Annotated in this window: 14 protein-coding genes; 9 read left to right on the top strand and 5 right to left on the bottom strand. The window is 57.8% G+C overall.

Annotation, left to right across the window (positions count from 1 at the left end):
* Positions 1 to 35: 35 nt before the first annotated feature.
* The 4 genes from QZ862_RS18795 (at position 36) to QZ862_RS18780 (ending at position 5,165) form a co-directional block, all read left to right on the top strand.
* On the top strand, positions 36 to 1,571 hold the full coding sequence (locus QZ862_RS18795) for an ABC transporter substrate-binding protein (protein WP_296019733.1): 1,536 nt from the start codon (positions 36 to 38) through the stop codon (positions 1,569 to 1,571).
* 76 nt (positions 1,572 to 1,647) lie between these two features.
* Positions 1,648 to 2,571, top strand: a complete 924-nt coding sequence (locus QZ862_RS18790) for an ABC transporter permease (protein ID WP_296019736.1) — start codon at positions 1,648 to 1,650, stop codon at positions 2,569 to 2,571.
* A 6-nt stretch (positions 2,572 to 2,577) separates the two neighbouring features.
* A complete protein-coding gene (locus QZ862_RS18785; protein WP_296019739.1) occupies positions 2,578 to 3,426 on the top strand; it encodes an ABC transporter permease in 849 nt (282 codons plus the stop codon).
* 5 nt (positions 3,427 to 3,431) lie between these two features.
* Complete coding sequence (locus tag QZ862_RS18780) at positions 3,432 to 5,165, top strand: M14 family metallopeptidase (RefSeq protein ID WP_296101337.1); 1,734 nt, start codon at positions 3,432 to 3,434, stop codon at positions 5,163 to 5,165.
* Between the two features lie 44 nt (positions 5,166 to 5,209).
* Here QZ862_RS18780 and QZ862_RS18775 read toward each other — a convergent pair whose 3' ends face one another.
* Positions 5,210 to 6,835, bottom strand: a complete 1,626-nt coding sequence (locus tag QZ862_RS18775; RefSeq protein WP_296101336.1) for a sulfatase — start codon at positions 6,833 to 6,835, stop codon at positions 5,210 to 5,212.
* A gap of 66 nt (positions 6,836 to 6,901) precedes the next feature.
* Between QZ862_RS18775 and QZ862_RS18770 the strand changes: the two genes are divergently transcribed.
* The gene (locus QZ862_RS18770) at positions 6,902 to 7,819 is read left to right on the top strand and encodes a lysylphosphatidylglycerol synthase transmembrane domain-containing protein (protein WP_296101335.1); all 918 of its coding nucleotides are present in this window, start codon (positions 6,902 to 6,904) and stop codon (positions 7,817 to 7,819) included.
* Positions 7,820 to 7,827: 8 nt separating this feature from the next.
* On the opposite strand, the gene QZ862_RS18765 is transcribed toward QZ862_RS18770, so the two are convergent.
* From QZ862_RS18765 to ribA, 3 genes are read right to left on the bottom strand one after another with little or no spacing between them, the layout of a single operon-like run.
* On the bottom strand, positions 7,828 to 8,583 hold the full coding sequence (locus QZ862_RS18765) for an FkbM family methyltransferase (RefSeq protein ID WP_296038534.1): 756 nt from the start codon (positions 8,581 to 8,583) through the stop codon (positions 7,828 to 7,830).
* The gene (locus QZ862_RS18760) at positions 8,580 to 9,344 is read right to left on the bottom strand and encodes a CDP-alcohol phosphatidyltransferase family protein (protein WP_296019751.1); all 765 of its coding nucleotides are present in this window, start codon (positions 9,342 to 9,344) and stop codon (positions 8,580 to 8,582) included. The genes QZ862_RS18765 and QZ862_RS18760 overlap by 4 nt, the downstream gene beginning before the upstream one ends.
* Positions 9,345 to 9,368: 24 nt before the next feature.
* A complete protein-coding gene (gene ribA / locus QZ862_RS18755; protein WP_296101334.1) occupies positions 9,369 to 10,475 on the bottom strand; it encodes a GTP cyclohydrolase II RibA in 1,107 nt (368 codons plus the stop codon).
* 156 nt (positions 10,476 to 10,631) lie between these two features.
* Here ribA and QZ862_RS18750 point away from each other — a divergent pair, with 156 nt between their 5' ends.
* The 4 genes from QZ862_RS18750 to QZ862_RS18735 are packed head-to-tail and all read left to right on the top strand — an operon-like array spanning position 10,632 to position 13,879.
* The gene (locus QZ862_RS18750) at positions 10,632 to 11,633 is read left to right on the top strand and encodes a zinc-binding alcohol dehydrogenase (RefSeq protein WP_296101333.1); all 1,002 of its coding nucleotides are present in this window, start codon (positions 10,632 to 10,634) and stop codon (positions 11,631 to 11,633) included.
* 13 nt (positions 11,634 to 11,646) lie between these two features.
* Positions 11,647 to 12,045: a 6-carboxytetrahydropterin synthase gene (locus tag QZ862_RS18745; RefSeq protein WP_296019757.1), complete on the top strand. Its 399-nt coding sequence runs from the start codon at positions 11,647 to 11,649 to the stop codon at positions 12,043 to 12,045.
* A 5-nt stretch (positions 12,046 to 12,050) separates the two neighbouring features.
* Positions 12,051 to 13,088 carry a glycosyltransferase family 4 protein gene (locus tag QZ862_RS18740; RefSeq protein ID WP_363315951.1) on the top strand — a complete coding sequence of 346 codons (1,038 nt, stop codon included), beginning with the start codon at positions 12,051 to 12,053 and terminating at the stop codon, positions 13,086 to 13,088.
* Positions 13,085 to 13,879 (top strand): class I SAM-dependent methyltransferase, encoded by a 795-nt coding sequence (locus tag QZ862_RS18735; protein WP_296101331.1) that lies wholly within the window; start codon positions 13,085 to 13,087, stop codon positions 13,877 to 13,879. Before QZ862_RS18740 ends, QZ862_RS18735 begins: the two co-directional genes overlap by 4 nt.
* Here QZ862_RS18735 and QZ862_RS18730 read toward each other — a convergent pair.
* Entirely contained in the window at positions 13,808 to 14,641 is an 834-nt protein-coding gene (locus tag QZ862_RS18730; RefSeq protein ID WP_296101330.1) for a RibD family protein, read from the bottom strand. The genes QZ862_RS18735 and QZ862_RS18730 overlap by 72 nt on opposite strands.
* Between the last annotated feature and the right edge of the window lie 6 nt (positions 14,642 to 14,647).

The following is a 14,647-nucleotide window of genomic DNA, read 5'->3' as shown; positions in this document are numbered from 1 at the left end:
AATCAACTGAAGCCATCTGAAGAGGAAAACAGAAGATGAGAAAAATCAAAAGGGGACTATCTGCCGCTCTAACCTCGCTGGCCCTTGCCGGCGTGTCGTTTGCGGCATCGCCAGCATTTGCTGCGGGCAAGATGACCATCTCCAGCCCGCAAGACCCGGGCAGCTGGGACCCGATCGATACATTTCTCGTGCAGTGGGCAGCCGTTGCCACCAACATCTTTGACGGTCTGACATATCGTGGGCCAGACCTGAAGATCGTTCCCGGCCTTGCTGAATCCTGGGAGGAACTGGATGAGGGCAAGCGTATTCGCTTCAAGCTCCGCCAGAACGTCAAGTTCCACAATGGCGAGCCCTTCAATGCAGCCGCCGTCAAATTCACCTTCGAGCGCCTTCTGGGCGAGCAGGGTGCGAAAGGGCCGCAGCGCTCCAACTACGTATCGATCGAAAGCGTAGAGGTTATCGACGACAACACTGTCGATATGAAGCTCAAGGCGGCCGACCCCGTGCTCCTTACGAAGTTGGCCGGCTATGGCGCCATGATCGTTCCGCCGAAGTACATCCAGGAAAAAGGCGAGGACAATTTTAACCTCAATCCTGTCGGCACCGGCGCGTTCAAGTTCGTCTCTTACGCACCGAAAAACAACATCAAGCTTGAAGCCAATCCGGATTACTGGGGCGGCGCACCAAAGCTGTCCGAACTCGAATACCGGTTCATTTCCGAACCGGCCACAGCCGTTGCGGAATTGCAGGCCGGCCGTGTCGACCTCGTCATTCCCCCGACGATTCCAATCGGTATGATTCCCGTTATCGAGGGTGATTCCAAGCTTGAGATCGTCAGCGTCCCCGGCCCCACGGTCGACGCGCTGCGTTTCAACACGGGAGATGGCATCACGGCGGATCCGAAGGTGCGCAAGGCGATCATCATGGCGGTCGATCGTGCAACGATCGTGAAGTCGATCCTTGCCGGTCAGGGATCGGAAATCGCTAGCTTCCAGAGCGCGCTGTCATTCGGTTACGACCCGGATCTGAAGCCCCTGCCCTACGACCCGGAAGCGGCCAAGAAGTTGCTGGCAGAAGCGGGTGTAAAGACGGGCGCAACGCTGCAGATCGACATTCGCGGCAATGACGCGACGATGAACGAGGTCGCACAGGTTGTTTCGAGCTACCTTTCAATGGTCGGCATCACCGCCACCATCAAGCCCTACGAGACCAACGTCCTGCTGAACGATATCATCCCACAGGGCAAGACCGGCGCGATGTTCCAGCAGAAATGGGGCGGTTGGACGTTCGATTACGACAACACGGCATATGCCATGTATCACTCCGGCGAAAAGTGGAATCCCTACGACAAGGACGAAAAGCTGGACAAGATGCTGGAATCCCAGCGTCCGCTCACCGATCGTGCCGAACGCGAGAAAATCCTCAAGGAAATCGGACGCTATACAGCCGACCGTGCGCTTGAGCTTCCGCTTTATAATACCAATGCCATTTACGGCATGAACAAGCGGGTGAAGGGCTTTATCGCTCCGCCAGACAACCGTCTCAAGCTGACCGACGTCACAGTCGAATAAGCCTATCGACCCTTTAAAATAAGTCCTTGCCCGCGAAATCGCGGGCAAGGCAGAGCTAATTCTCAAGGAAAAGCACGTGGCCGGTTTTCTCATCAAGCGATTGCTGCAGGCGATTTTTGTCGTCATCGCCATCACCCTCCTCGTCTCCTTCGCCATCCGCCTGACGGGCGATCCCGCTGTGACAATGTTCCAGGGCGGTGGCAGCATGACGGAGGAGGATTTGGCACGAATCCGTGCGGCGCTCGGCACCGATCAGCCCTTCTTCGTTCAGTACTTCACCTTCTTGAAGGGGCTCGTAACGCTTGATTTCGGTCGCAGCTTCACAGGCAGCACGCCTGTATCGAGGTTGATTGCCGATGCTTTGCCAGCCACGTTGCTACTGGCTTTCATCTCCATGGCGGTCTCAATTGCGCTTTCGATTCCGCTCGGCATCAAGGCGGCCACCGCACGCGGCAAGACTGCGGATCAGGTGATCCGCATCTTCTCGCTCATCGGATTGTCGTTTCCGAATTTCTGGCTCGCGACCATGCTGGTGCTGCTGTTCTCGATCACGCTCGGCTGGCTGCCACCAAGCGGGATGGGCGGTTTTGCAAGCTACGTCATGCCCGCTGTCACGATGGGCGTCATCCTGACCGCAACGAATGTCCGCCTCGTGCGCACTGCCATGCTCGACACGCTGCGCTCGCAATATGTGATGGTGGCGCGTGCAAAAGGCTTGAGCGAGAGCAAGGTCCTTTACAAGCATGCGCTGCGCAACTGCGCCATTCCGCTCATCACCTATTTCGGCTTGCAGTTCGGCGGCCTTCTCGGCGGCATCGTCGTGATCGAACGCGTCTTCAACTGGCCGGGCCTCGGCACGCTGGCTTTCGATGCGGTCGGCGCACGCGATTATCCGGTTTTGCAGGCCGTCATCACCGTACTGTCGCTCATGATCGTCGGTATCAATCTTCTGGTCGATATCGCCTATGGGCTTGTCGATCCGCGTATCCGCACGGAGTAAGACACGATGGCTGCCAAAACCTCGCGCCTCTCGCGCTTCAACAGTCTTGAATTCATCCTTGGCGCAACACTCACGGTCGTAATCTGCCTTGCCGTCGTTTTCTCTGACGTCCTCTTCCCAGGGGGCGCGGATAAAATCGATCTGATGGCGCGACTTGCAAAACCATTCACCAGTACAGCCCATCCGTTCGGCACCGATCCACTTGGCCGCGACGTGCTCGCACGCGTGGTTGCCGGTGGCAAGATTTCACTTCTCGTGGGCTTCACCTCTGTGATCGGTGCGGTGATCTTCGGCGTCGCTGTAGGTCTGGTGGCAGGTTACTATCGCGGTTTCTGGGACATGCTGGTCATGCGCTTTGCCGACATTCAGCTGGCCATGCCTTTCATCCTGCTGGCCATCACCTTTATCGCCATTGTCGGCGGCAGCCTGACGAACACCATCATCCTGCTGATCGTCTCGCAGTGGGTGCAATATGCCCGTCTAGTCCGCGGTTCGGTGCTGACACTCAGGGAACGGGAGTTCATCCTGTCCGCCCGCGCCATCGGCGTCAAAGACTGGCGCATCATTTTTCAGCATCTGCTGCCGAACCTGATCGGTCCCGTCATCGTGCTGATGACACTGAATGTCGCCAACAACATCCTGCTCGAAAGCAGCCTGACCTTCCTCGGCCTTGGCGTCGATCCGACCATTCCGAGCTGGGGCGGCATGCTGGCGGATGGACGAACCTATCTCCAAACGGCCTGGTGGGTCAGCGTCTTCCCCGGCCTTGCCATCCTTCTGACCGTACTCGGTCTCAATCTTCTCGGTGACTGGCTTCGCGACAGTCTTGATCCCACCGGCAGAACCTCGAGGTAATCGTATTGGGCCAGATTTTCAGTCAGACATTCAATCGAACGCTCGATAGCCTCGTCACGCTCGGCGTTCCCGGTCAGGCCCTTGAGGCCTGGACTTTCGACGATGCGCAAAGCCGCAGGGACGCGGAAAATAGATTGAAGGATAAGGGTGTGGAGGCGCGTATCCGCAGCGCCTACAAGCCGCTCCTCTTTGCTTTTCTGGAAGAGATCGATCTCGACGGCGTGGACACAATCGAGGTCCGCTATCCCTCCCATCCAAACGCGCCTGCCAACCGCTTCCGACTGGAAGCCTATCCGCTGGCCGCTCTCGTGGGGCAAGCGAAACTCGATTTCATCGCTCGAAACGACAGTGCCTTTCACTACGACGTCTTGCTCAAGCGCGGGGGGCAAACGCAAACCCTGACGGTTCTCGCTCCGAACCGAGTGCACGAGGATGTCGTGGGGGAGACCAACGTCTCGCCCACTGGCTGGCTGCGTATCGGAGACGAAGACGGCAAACGGCTGGAGACGGACTACGAGCTGCTTTTCGAAGCCGCCATAGGAACGATTGCCGGGCGTGATTGGGGACATCAGGAGCCATACTTCGAGGAGTTGAACATCCGCATCGCGCATCCGGCAGCGGATCTATCGCTGCCAGTGGGCGACGAAGTGGTCAGCCTGCGCGAGGCCCTGCATGAGGACATCTACTTTTCGCTGCTCGAACTTTTTCAAAAAAAGTCCGGCCGCCCACTCGGCGACAGGGGATTGAAGCCGGGTCAGATCGTGCCCGAAATCGTCATGAGCGCGGGTGAGCTATCCGTTGCTATCGAAACACGCCCCCTCACGACTGCTTTTCTCGACATCGGCGACCAATCGATCGATAGCGCCAGAAAACCGATTGCCGCAGGTCAGGTGGCAACGTTGCTGGCGGAGATCGGGGGGGAAGCGTTTGACGCCCGCTCGCGTTCCGGCCGCATCCTATCGGCGCGATATGTGCCTGGCGGTGATGCCGCTGTGATGATCAGCGGCGGCCAGCATCCCAACGAGACGACGGGTATCGTTGGAGCCATTCGTGCCGCCCGCAGGTTGGTTCAGCGTGAAAACGCACACTTTACCATCTCGCCACTCGAAAATCCGGACGGCTATGCTGTTCATCAACGGCTGAGGCGCGATAATCCTCGTCACATGCACCATGCCGCGCGATATACGGCGCTCGGGGACGACCTTGAATATCGCACTGTGGAAAACGCGGGCAGCGCGCTCTTCGAGAAAAAAATCCGCTTCGAAGCCGAGGAAAAGAGCCGCGCAAGTCTGCACGTCAATCTGCATGGCTATCCGTCTCATGAATGGACACGTCCCTTATCGGGCTATGTGCCGCGCAATTTCGCCATGTGGACGCTGCCGAAAGGTTTCTTCCTCATCATCAGACATCACCTGGACTGGGAAAACGAGGCGGAGGCGCTGCTCGACAGCACGACGCGCCATCTCGGCACCATCCCTGGACTGCTGGACTTCAACAATCGCCAGATCGGGCTTTATGAAATCCATGCGGGTGACACCGGCTTCCGTATCATCAACGGCTTCCCGTGCCTTTCATCGGTCGACGACCGCCACAGTGTGCCAATGACACTGATCACGGAATATCCCGACGAAACGATCTATGGCGACGCATTCATCGCAGGCCACACGGCTCAAATGGAAACGGTTCTGTCAGCTTATGACGCATGGCAGCATATAATGAGCAAACGGGTCTCAGGCTGAGGCGAGCCAAGCAAACCTCATAGTGGCGCGCCAGTGACATGCTGTCACGGCGTGCCGTTGAACGCAGTAATAAGGGTCTGGCGCAATCCACTCATCGGACGCTCATTCGCTGCGCCCGTCGGCACCATGCCGCTGACAAAGCCTTCCTTCTCAAATCTCGCAACAAGCGTCGCATCACTGCTGACGATATGCACCGGCACTGCTCGTGATGCGCCTTGCCCGGTGATGATCGATGCGGGCTGGTGATCTCCCAGGATGACATAGACCGCGTCTCGACCCTGTCTTGCCATGAATTCTCCGAGAGCGGCCAGTGAGTAATCGATGGTTTCGATGTACTGACGCCGCACTCGGTCAGGATCGGCCCAGACCACCGATGGTGGATCGCCGCTGACGGCCTGATCATCAAATGCAGAGCCATCGCCGACCTGGTCCCAGCCGATTAGTCTCGGCACCGGCGTCCAGGGCGCGTGACTCGAGATAAGAGCGATCTCCGCCATGACCTTCTGACCCCTCAGATGCGCAGGCCTCATCGCCAGGCGATCGAAGGCGGACATGGTGTATTGATCCGGCATGGTCACCCAATTGAACGGCTTGCCGCGATACTGGAGCCCTGCGGCAGGTAAGATCTGGTCGTAACCGAAATAATCGGCTTCCGGCCATGCCATCGTAATTGCTGGCATCACGGCCACGCTGTGCCATCCCGCCTCGGAAAACAGCCTGTTCAAGCTTGGCTGGCGACTGATCATCAAGCGGTCGTAACGCGCTTGACTGTCCACCCAAAGCCCGGACAGGAGCGTGCCGTGTGCCAGCCAACTCAAGCCCCCGACCGTTGGCGATGTCACCCAGCCACTTGCTGCGTGAAGCCCCGCTGCTTCGATCTGCGTGTTGATCGCAGCAAGACGTGGCTGCGTTATTCTGGCGTATTGAGGGTCATCGACTGCAGATCGTCCATAGGACTCCACGAAAACCAGGATGATGTCCTTCCCCTTGACGCTTTGAAAAAGATTGACGCCGTTCTTCGGGCCAAGGCCTGTCGCAAGTTCCTGCTCAAAAAGCCTCATGTCGCTCACCGATCGAACGACAAGACCAAGTCTATTCGTCAGATATCCTGGGGTCCTGAAGTCTACACGAGATACTCCAAGCCACATCAGCATCGTGCCGACGATGAGAACGATGGCAAACACCCTGATCAACGGCTGGCGTGCCGATGCATGCGCAACGGCCATCCACGTCAGAGACTTGAGAAAGACGGTGGCGACTAACAGGAAAACGGCAACGCCACCAATCAATGCTGCCAGTGCCGCCAGCGTACCGATCGTGCCGGAAATGAGGTTCCAGCCGTCGGTCAGCATCTTTACGTCGAGATAGGGATTGAACTGCCGCTGAAAAGCGGCCTCGACACCGATATCGGCAATCTTCAGAAAGAGCAGCAGAAAGACAAGAAAGCCACAAATAAATATGACGGTACGCTTTATCCGCCCCGGCACTATGAGCGTCAGCAGTCCGATCACCGCCCATTCCAGCGGGAGGCGTGTGAACGTTCCAATGCCAAAGGCATCGGGATGGTCGGGCATGTTGAAAGCAAGCAAGGCCATCAACGAGAAAAGCAATGCGCCGATCAGCGCTTTCAAGGTATTGTGTTTGCGCTCGGGTCCGATTTTTCCGTTCACTTCAATCCACTCGTCTTGCAGCACGTATCAACCAGATAAACAGTCAGGATGCAAAGGTCTTCCCGCTTGAACAAACTGCGAATTGCCGTTTCCGTCCTTACGCTAGCATTTCTGACGACGATCCTACTGCGCACCGATCTCAATGGGCTGGGCCAGTCCCTTTCTCGCATATCGTGGGCCGCCGTGACAGTCTGCCTGGCGCTCGTTCAAGTGCAGGTGATCGTGTCCGCGCTGCGCTGGCGGTTCACCTCCCGCCGTCTTGGACAAGACATCCCAGTGTGGAGGGCGATCCGGGAATATTATGTCGCGAGCTTCCTGAACCAGACACTGCCCGGCGGTGTCGGAGGCGACGCGGTGAGGGCATGGAGGATGCGTGGCGACCGACCGGGCAGTTGGCGCCAACCCGCTAAGGCTGTCATCTTCGAACGGTTGTCGGGACAGATCGCATTTTTCATCCTCGCAGCCATCGGCCTTTCGATTTGGCCGTTCGTCGCAAGCGCGCAGTTTGCTCAACAATTGACGCATTACATCCTTTTTGGCGGCGCTTTGCTGCTCGGATTTATCGTTGCCGTGCGCTTTGCCAAGCCGAATTGGCTTGCTGGCGTATCGCTGGGCCAGAACTTGAGCGACGTGTTCGTGCGGCGTGGCGCGTGGCTCGTGCAAGCTGCCACAAGCATTGCCGTGGTTTCCACCTATGTCATCGTCTTTTTTATTGCCGCCGAAGCGACCGGCTCGCAACTTCCCTGGGTCGCATGCCTGACCATCATTCCCTTCTGTCTGGTTGCGATGCTCATTCCAACCGGTTTTGGTGGCTGGGGTACGCGAGAGGCTGCGGCCATGGCTCTCTGGCCGATGCTGGGCGCTGCCCCTGTCGATGGATTGGCTGCGAGCATCACCTATGGCTGGCTGTCGCTTATCGGTACGGCGCCGGGCGCGGTCTTCCTCTTGGTCGGCGCGTTCAAAAGAACTCCCAGCCACGCCTGAGAGGGACCTCACCGACGCTCGATCCGCGCGTAGATGTCTCCCGATTTGGCATCGGCTGGCGTTGCCGCTAGTTCGCTCAGCATCTGGCTTCCCGTTTTCCATGCTTGCGAAACGAAGCGATGCGTTTCGCCTTCGACGCGATTGAAACGATAGTCACCTATCGAGGCAAGCTTTGCGATCGCGTCATTGGCAACTGACGGCATGGCGGGGATATACTCAAACGCAATCAGGTCGATTGGCTGGCTCAGGCCTGACAAAACCGCGGCTTCAGCGCCTTCCACATCGATCTTGATGAAAGCGGGCACCCCGTATTTTTCGATGAGATCATCTAATCGCACCATGGGCACGGTAACCCTCCCATCCCACTCGACGTGAGAGAAGGCTGCATTCTGCTTGACCGCCTCGACAAAGCTCGACGAAACGCTGGTGACCGTTGGGTGACGGCTGGAGATGAAAAGATCGACGCTTCCTTGCGTCGCACCGACGGCTACTCTTTCGAAGCCCGCAAGCTCCTTGCCAAGATGCTTTTCGACGAAGTCTGCGAAGAGAGGCTGCGGCTCGATTGCCACGACCCTCGCTCCGATCTCGATCAGCGTCCGGCTGCGGCTTCCCACATGAGCGCCGATGTCGAAGACAAGCTGTCCGGGAGAGATGAGCGAGCGGTAGAAGCGCTTCAATCCAAAGCGCCGCCAAGGTTGACCGTAATAAACGACGAGAGACCGGGCTAGACCGAGCGTTGACGATAGCATCGTTGCCACCGTCATGCGCTCACCCTATTGCGCACGAGGCAAATAATGTCTGCGGTAAAGGAGTAGACGAGCGCCAGAAGTGCCGCCGCAGCCAGATAGTTGGAGACTGGAGCAACCACGGCTGGAACGAGGATGAGGCACAGGATCGACACCTGGACCACACAAACGAACTTGCGCCTGATCGATGAAGGAAGATCCGCCGCGAGCGCCGGAAAGAGCCAGCCGGCCGCCACGAAGAAATACCGCATCAATCCGATCAGCAGCACCCAAGCGCCGGCCTTGTCGAGAAGAGCGGCCGCGACCGACAGAATGAGGATCAGGAAGGCATCGACTTCCATATCGAAGCGAGCGCCAAGCTCGGATTCTTGACGATACCGCCGTGCGAGATAGCCATCTATCCCGTCAAGCGCCAGCGCCACCACAACGACGCCAACGAGGATCCATAAGACCGTGTCCGCCTGCTGCAAACTTTCGAAACAGAGCACAGTTGCTGCCGTCAAACTCACGAGCGAGGCTCGAATGGCCGTCACCGTATTGGCATAGCCGAACCGCCGATGCGGATATTGCGGAAGCAGGTAGAGCACGAAGGCAAATATCGCCGAAAGGGACAGTGTTGCGGCAACGACAAAATCCCAGCCTAGCGACATTTCCACACGCACCAAAACCGCGACGGCGATGGTGCCGAGCAGCAGGCAGGCGAGATTTGCAAGCGTGTTTCGCACGAGAGGCCTTCGGTCTCTCAAGGTCGCGAGCGACTCGCCCTGTATTAGTGCCATTTTTATCCTCCCGGGATCCTGGACTTATTCGGCTGCGACCAGCGTTTCAAGGTCCATCAGATGCCCGGCACGGACGGTCTTGGTGCGGAGGTAGTTCTGGTTCTCGGCGGTGACGGTGCCCGTTACCGGAGCACGCGCCTCCACCTCGATACCTCCGGCACGAAGGCCGTTGATCTTGGTTGGATTGTTCGTATAGACGGCGACTTTCTTGATGTTCATATGACCCAACATCGCAACCGCCGCTTCATAACGGCGGTGGTCCTCGGAAAGACCAAGCTCGGCGTCGGCGTCGATCGTGTCGAGGCCGAGATGCTGATAGCCATAGGCGCGCATTTTCGCGCCGATACCGGTGCCACGACCTTCCTGGTCGAGGTAGAGTAGCACGCCGCCCCCCGCCTGCTTCAACAACGCGAGACCATTGCGCAACTGATCCCCACAGTCGCATTTCAGCGAGTTGCAGAGGTCACCCGTAATGCAGGACGAATGGATGCGAATGGGCACAGTTTTTGACACGTCCGGATTGCCGACGACAATCGCGACCTGGTCTTTTTGCGCAAGACCGCCCCGGAATACAACGAATTCGGAGTCGCCGAGGTCCTTGAGTGGTACGCGCGTTCTCACAACCTTTTCGAAGCGCTGAAGCGCCATTTCCGTATTCTTGAGGCGCGACGCAGACAGCTCGCAGCATCCGGCAAAACGCTCGTGTGTAGAAGAAACGTCGGCGATGACCATAGCGGGAAGGAGAAGCGCGACGCGCGCCAGTTCTGCCGTTTGCGATGCAAGTTCGTCGGCATTCGTCCAATTTTGAGGACGTTCAGCGCCGAGAACGTAAGACAGCCGCGATGCTTCTTCGAAGCTGACATTTGAGAGTGGAGTCAACACATTCCCGCTTCCAAGAATGCCAAGGCGCGCGGCGCGCGGCGCTGTGAGAAGGAGAGAATGGCTGTTTTCCGTCGCCATCGCAAATTGGTCGTAAATCGAAGGCGCAACAGCATCGAGCGCAAGGACGGCGAGGCGTCGTTCGTTCGAGGAGAAGAGGATGGGACGCCCGTAGCGAAGCTCGGAAACGGCGCGCTCGACTTCGACCTCAGGAGTGGAAAACTGAAAAGCAGCGTGGGTGGCAGACGACATGTGACATACTCTCCCTAGATATTTTTTGTTCTCTACGGAGAAGACCATTGTTGGATTTCTCGCAGACACGGAATTTATTTTAGTAACCTGTACGGAACAAAACGCGCGTCTCGGCAATACGCTCCATTGGAATTCGCATTTATTAGGATCACCCTTTTGGCATCAGCACCGGTCGAGTCGTCGAGCAGCAGAAACACAACTTTCCGGGCGCTGTGGATCGAAGCAGCCAACCGTTGCGCCGTCAGGGAAGAAAGCCTCCAACCCAATCAGGCAGATCAGGTTCTTGTCCGCACGCTCTACAGTGGCATCAGCCGAGGAACGGAATCTCTTGTTCTTGCGGGTAAGGTGCCATGCAGCGAGTTCGACAGAATGCGCGGTCCTCACATGGAAGGCAGCTTCTCATTTCCGGTAAAGTACGGATATTCCACAGTCGGGAAGGTCGAAGCTGGAGCAGATGATCTTATCGGCAAGACGGTATTCTGCCTCCATCCGCATCAGGATCGTTTCGTTACCACGAAAGACATGGTCACTCTCTTGCCGGAGGAAGTTCCCACGGAGCGTGGTGTTCTTGCCGCCAATATGGAAACGGCACTCAACATCGTCTGGGACGCCATGATCCAGCCCGGTGACCGTGTCGCCGTCTTTGGCGCTGGCGTCGTAGGGACGTTGGTCGCCAACCTTTCTCGCAGAGTCGCCGGCACCGATACTGTATTGGTGGACACAAATACTGATCGCCGCGCGCACACCGAGGCCATGGGCATCTCATTTACAGAGGCTGGCACGCTCAAGGGCGAATTTGACGTCCTGATCAACGCATCGGCGGCCGGTGCTGCGCTTTCCGAAGCCATCGAGAATGCTGGGACCGAGGCGCGTATCGTCGAGGCAAGCTGGTATGGAGACAAGAGCATTTCCATTCCGCTCGGTGGCGCCTTCCATTCAAAGCGGCTCCAACTGGTAAGTTCACAAGTCGGCGCCGTGCCTCCCGCGAGGCGAGTACGCTGGAGTTTTGGCCGACGCATGGCGAAAGCCTTAGAACTACTGGCGGACGATAGCCTCGATCACCTCATTTCCGGCGAAACAGACTTCGCTGATCTGGCCGAGGACTATCCCCGTATTCTTTCATCGCAGACGACGCTCTGCCACCGCATCCGCTACTAACGAAAGAGAGACCATGTTCGCAGTCGAAGTTCGAGACCACATCATGATCGCCCACAGCCTTCCGCGTCCGGTATTCGGACCGGCACAGGGCATGCATGGCGCCACCTTCGTCGTGGATGCAGCATTTTTCACAAAGGACGTGGACGATGACGGTCTTGCAGTGGACATCGGCGCAGCGACGAGTGTTCTCTCAGAAACGCTGAAGCCCTTGAATTACCAAAACCTTGATGAGCTTGACATCTTCAAAGGTAAGGTCAGCACAACTGAAGTCATCGCAAAACACATTTTCGATCAATTGGCGGAAGCCGTTGCCACCAAGCGCCTTGGCCCGGGCAGCCACCGGATCTGCCGCATCCGGGTGCTGCTTCATGAATCGCATGCCGCGCGCGGCTGGTACGAGGCCGACCTTTGACATCAATGCTGGCCTTTGCCTACCCCGGTGATCTCGCGCTGAAAACCGGGGGCTACGGCTACGATCGCGAAATCATTTCCGGTCTCAAGCAGTTGGGGTGGGCTGTCGACCTAATTCCTCTCGGAGAGGGTTTCCCCTCTCCGTCTTCAAACGTTCTGAGAGAGGCTGAAAGGCGACTTTCTGCGCTGCCCGACGGCATGCTCGTGATGATTGATGGGCTTGCTTTTGGCGTCATGGACGAGTGGGCAAAGCGGGAGGAAACGCGTCTCAAGATCGTGGCGCTCGTTCATCATCCCTTGGCGCTCGAGACTGGCGTCAGCGAGAGCGATCAAATGCACTTGCGCCGTACGGAAACAAACGCGCTTGCAAGAACGCGGCACGTTGTCGTCACCTCACCAATGACGGCGCGCGAATTGACCGAGAACTTTGGTGTGCCGGAATCCAAGCTTAGCGTCGCCGTACCCGGCACAGCAAAGCCACCACCGCGAAATAAGATACCCAACGAGACCCCCCAGATCCTCTCCGTCGGTTCCCTGACGAGACGAAAAGGGCATGATGTCCTGATTGCATCGCTCGCGACGATCGTCGATCTTTCATGGCAAGCCACGATCATCGGCAGCCCCTATCTAGACCCGTCCGTCGCCTTGGCTCTTGAGAAGCAGGTGAGAGCTCTTGGCCTTAGCGACCGCATTAAGCTTGCGGGCGAATGCGAGGATCTTTCGGCTGCCTATGCCAGTGCCGACATCTTCGCTCTTGCCAGCCGGTATGAAGGCTACGGCATGGTGTTTGCAGAAGCACTCTCTTACGGATTGCCAATCGTAGCATGTCATTCAGGCGCCGTGCCGGAGGTTGTTCCCACGGATGCCGGATTGCTGGTGCCCGTGGATGACGTCGGGGCTCTGGCGTCTGCGCTCACATCTCTATTGACCGATCCCGAGGAAAGAGCGCGCCGGGCCGAGGCTGCAGCATCCGCGGGTAAAAAACTTCCGAGCTGGACCGATACGTCCACAATCATTTCCAACAGATTGAAAGATTTGACATGAGCGGCTTTGACAAGGAATGGCTTCGCCTTCGGGAACCGGCAGATCGTGCGGCACGATCATCCTCTCTTGTTGACACAGTGAAAGCGTACATAGGATCCCACTCCCAGCGTGTCGTCATGGATATAGGCTGCGGCACCGGATCGACTTTCCGGACCCTCTCGCCGCTTATGACCGATGTGGAGTGGAAGCTCCTCGATTATGAGACTGTGTTGCTTGACGAAGCGAAACGCCAGATCGGATCGCGGGACGACGTCTCGTTTCATTGCGCCGATCTTAACACGCTGGACGAGACTTTGCTCGACTATGTCGCGGTGGTTACCGCTTCTGCCCTCTTTGATCTTTGTTCCGAGGATTTCTGTCGCCGGTTTGTCGAGCGATTGGCACGCAAAAAGATTGGGCTTTATGCGGCTCTCAACTACGACGGCGTCATGGAATGGTCGATCAAGCACCCTCTGGATAGTGCCGTCGCGGCCGATTTCAACGCGCATCAGCGCACGGACAAGGGCTTCGGGCCTGCTCTGGGACCGGACGCCTCGGATCATCTGTCGGGCTTGTGCAAACATGCAGGGTTCTCCGTCGAGACGGCATCCAGCCCGTGGGAACTTGGACCGGAATCCGATGCGCTTCAGATTGAGTTTCTTGCGGGTCTTGCCTCACCCATCCGCGAGATCGGAAACATCGACCCCGCAGAATTCAAGCAATGGCTCGACTTTCGACTGTCACGCGTTGGCGTAGATGGAAGCCGGTGCATCGTCGGCCATACGGATTTCCTGGCCCTTCCAAACGCTTGAATCTGCCTGCGGCTTCAGGCAGCAGTCGAAAAGCACATCGCTCCCGAGGCCGTAAATATCGGCCTGAGGGCGGTGAGCGTTGCAAAGCTGAGCGATTGGCGGAAGCGAAATACCGCACGGACCCGAACCAATGATCAGTGGCGCAATCGCGACATGCAGGCGGTCGACCAGTCCCGCATCAATGAAGCGGGCGATTGTGCGCGCGCCGCCTTCGACAAGAATGCGCTTGAGACCGCGCTCTGCAAGACAATCAAGAATGTCCCGCGGATCAAGACCGCGGCCACTGCGCTGCAGCTTCACCACCTCAGAACGATAGGATGAGGCAGGGGCGTCATGTCCTTGAATGACGATCACCGGGGCACCGTCATCGTTGAACAGTCCCTCCCTCCCCGTCAGCTCGCCTTTGCAATCGATGATAACACGCGTTGGACTTGGTCCCTTGACTTCGCGTACCGAGAGCCGAGGATTGTCGTTCTGCACCGTGCCGACCCCGACGATGACCGCATCAACAAGCGCGCGGCACCGATGCAGATGCGCCAAGCCATCGGGTCCGGAAATGTCGCGGGCATCACCTGTCGGCGTTGCGACGCGCCCATCGAGCGACTGACCGACCTGCGCGATGACGAAACCGTCCCTTCCTGCTGCAATTGGACCATAGAGCATCAGCGCCGGGTCGGCTTCCTTACGGCGGAGCGTGTCCTTTCCGTCGCGGATAGAAAGCAGTTTCGTCCAGAGCCTGTCGGTCATGTGAAGGTTGCGCATCGACGT

Origin of the sequence: uncultured Agrobacterium sp., assembly GCA_913777615.1 — a bacterium.
GTDB lineage: Bacteria > Pseudomonadota > Alphaproteobacteria > Rhizobiales > Rhizobiaceae > Agrobacterium.
Note: the sequence above shows the minus strand (reverse complement) of the source record. Positions and strands in the feature narration are given on the sequence as shown.

What these genes read in the sequence shown, in the direction of transcription:
- ribA (WP_296101334.1), bottom strand. Translation starts at nt 10,475, where the DNA reads ATGTCGTCTGCCACCCACGCTGCTTTTCAGTTTTCCACTCCTGAGGTC.
- QZ862_RS18745 (WP_296019757.1), top strand. Translation starts at nt 11,647, where the DNA reads ATGTTCGCAGTCGAAGTTCGAGACCACATCATGATCGCCCACAGCCTT.
- QZ862_RS18735 (WP_296101331.1), top strand. Translation starts at nt 13,085, where the DNA reads ATGAGCGGCTTTGACAAGGAATGGCTTCGCCTTCGGGAACCGGCAGAT.
- QZ862_RS18795 (WP_296019733.1), top strand. Translation starts at nt 36, where the DNA reads ATGAGAAAAATCAAAAGGGGACTATCTGCCGCTCTAACCTCGCTGGCC.
- QZ862_RS18760 (WP_296019751.1), bottom strand. Translation starts at nt 9,344, where the DNA reads ATGGCACTAATACAGGGCGAGTCGCTCGCGACCTTGAGAGACCGAAGG.
- QZ862_RS18765 (WP_296038534.1), bottom strand. Translation starts at nt 8,583, where the DNA reads ATGACGGTGGCAACGATGCTATCGTCAACGCTCGGTCTAGCCCGGTCT.
- QZ862_RS18785 (WP_296019739.1), top strand. Translation starts at nt 2,578, where the DNA reads ATGGCTGCCAAAACCTCGCGCCTCTCGCGCTTCAACAGTCTTGAATTC.
- QZ862_RS18730 (WP_296101330.1), bottom strand. Translation starts at nt 14,641, where the DNA reads ATGCGCAACCTTCACATGACCGACAGGCTCTGGACGAAACTGCTTTCT.
- QZ862_RS18740 (WP_363315951.1), top strand. Translation starts at nt 12,051, where the DNA reads ATGCTGGCCTTTGCCTACCCCGGTGATCTCGCGCTGAAAACCGGGGGC.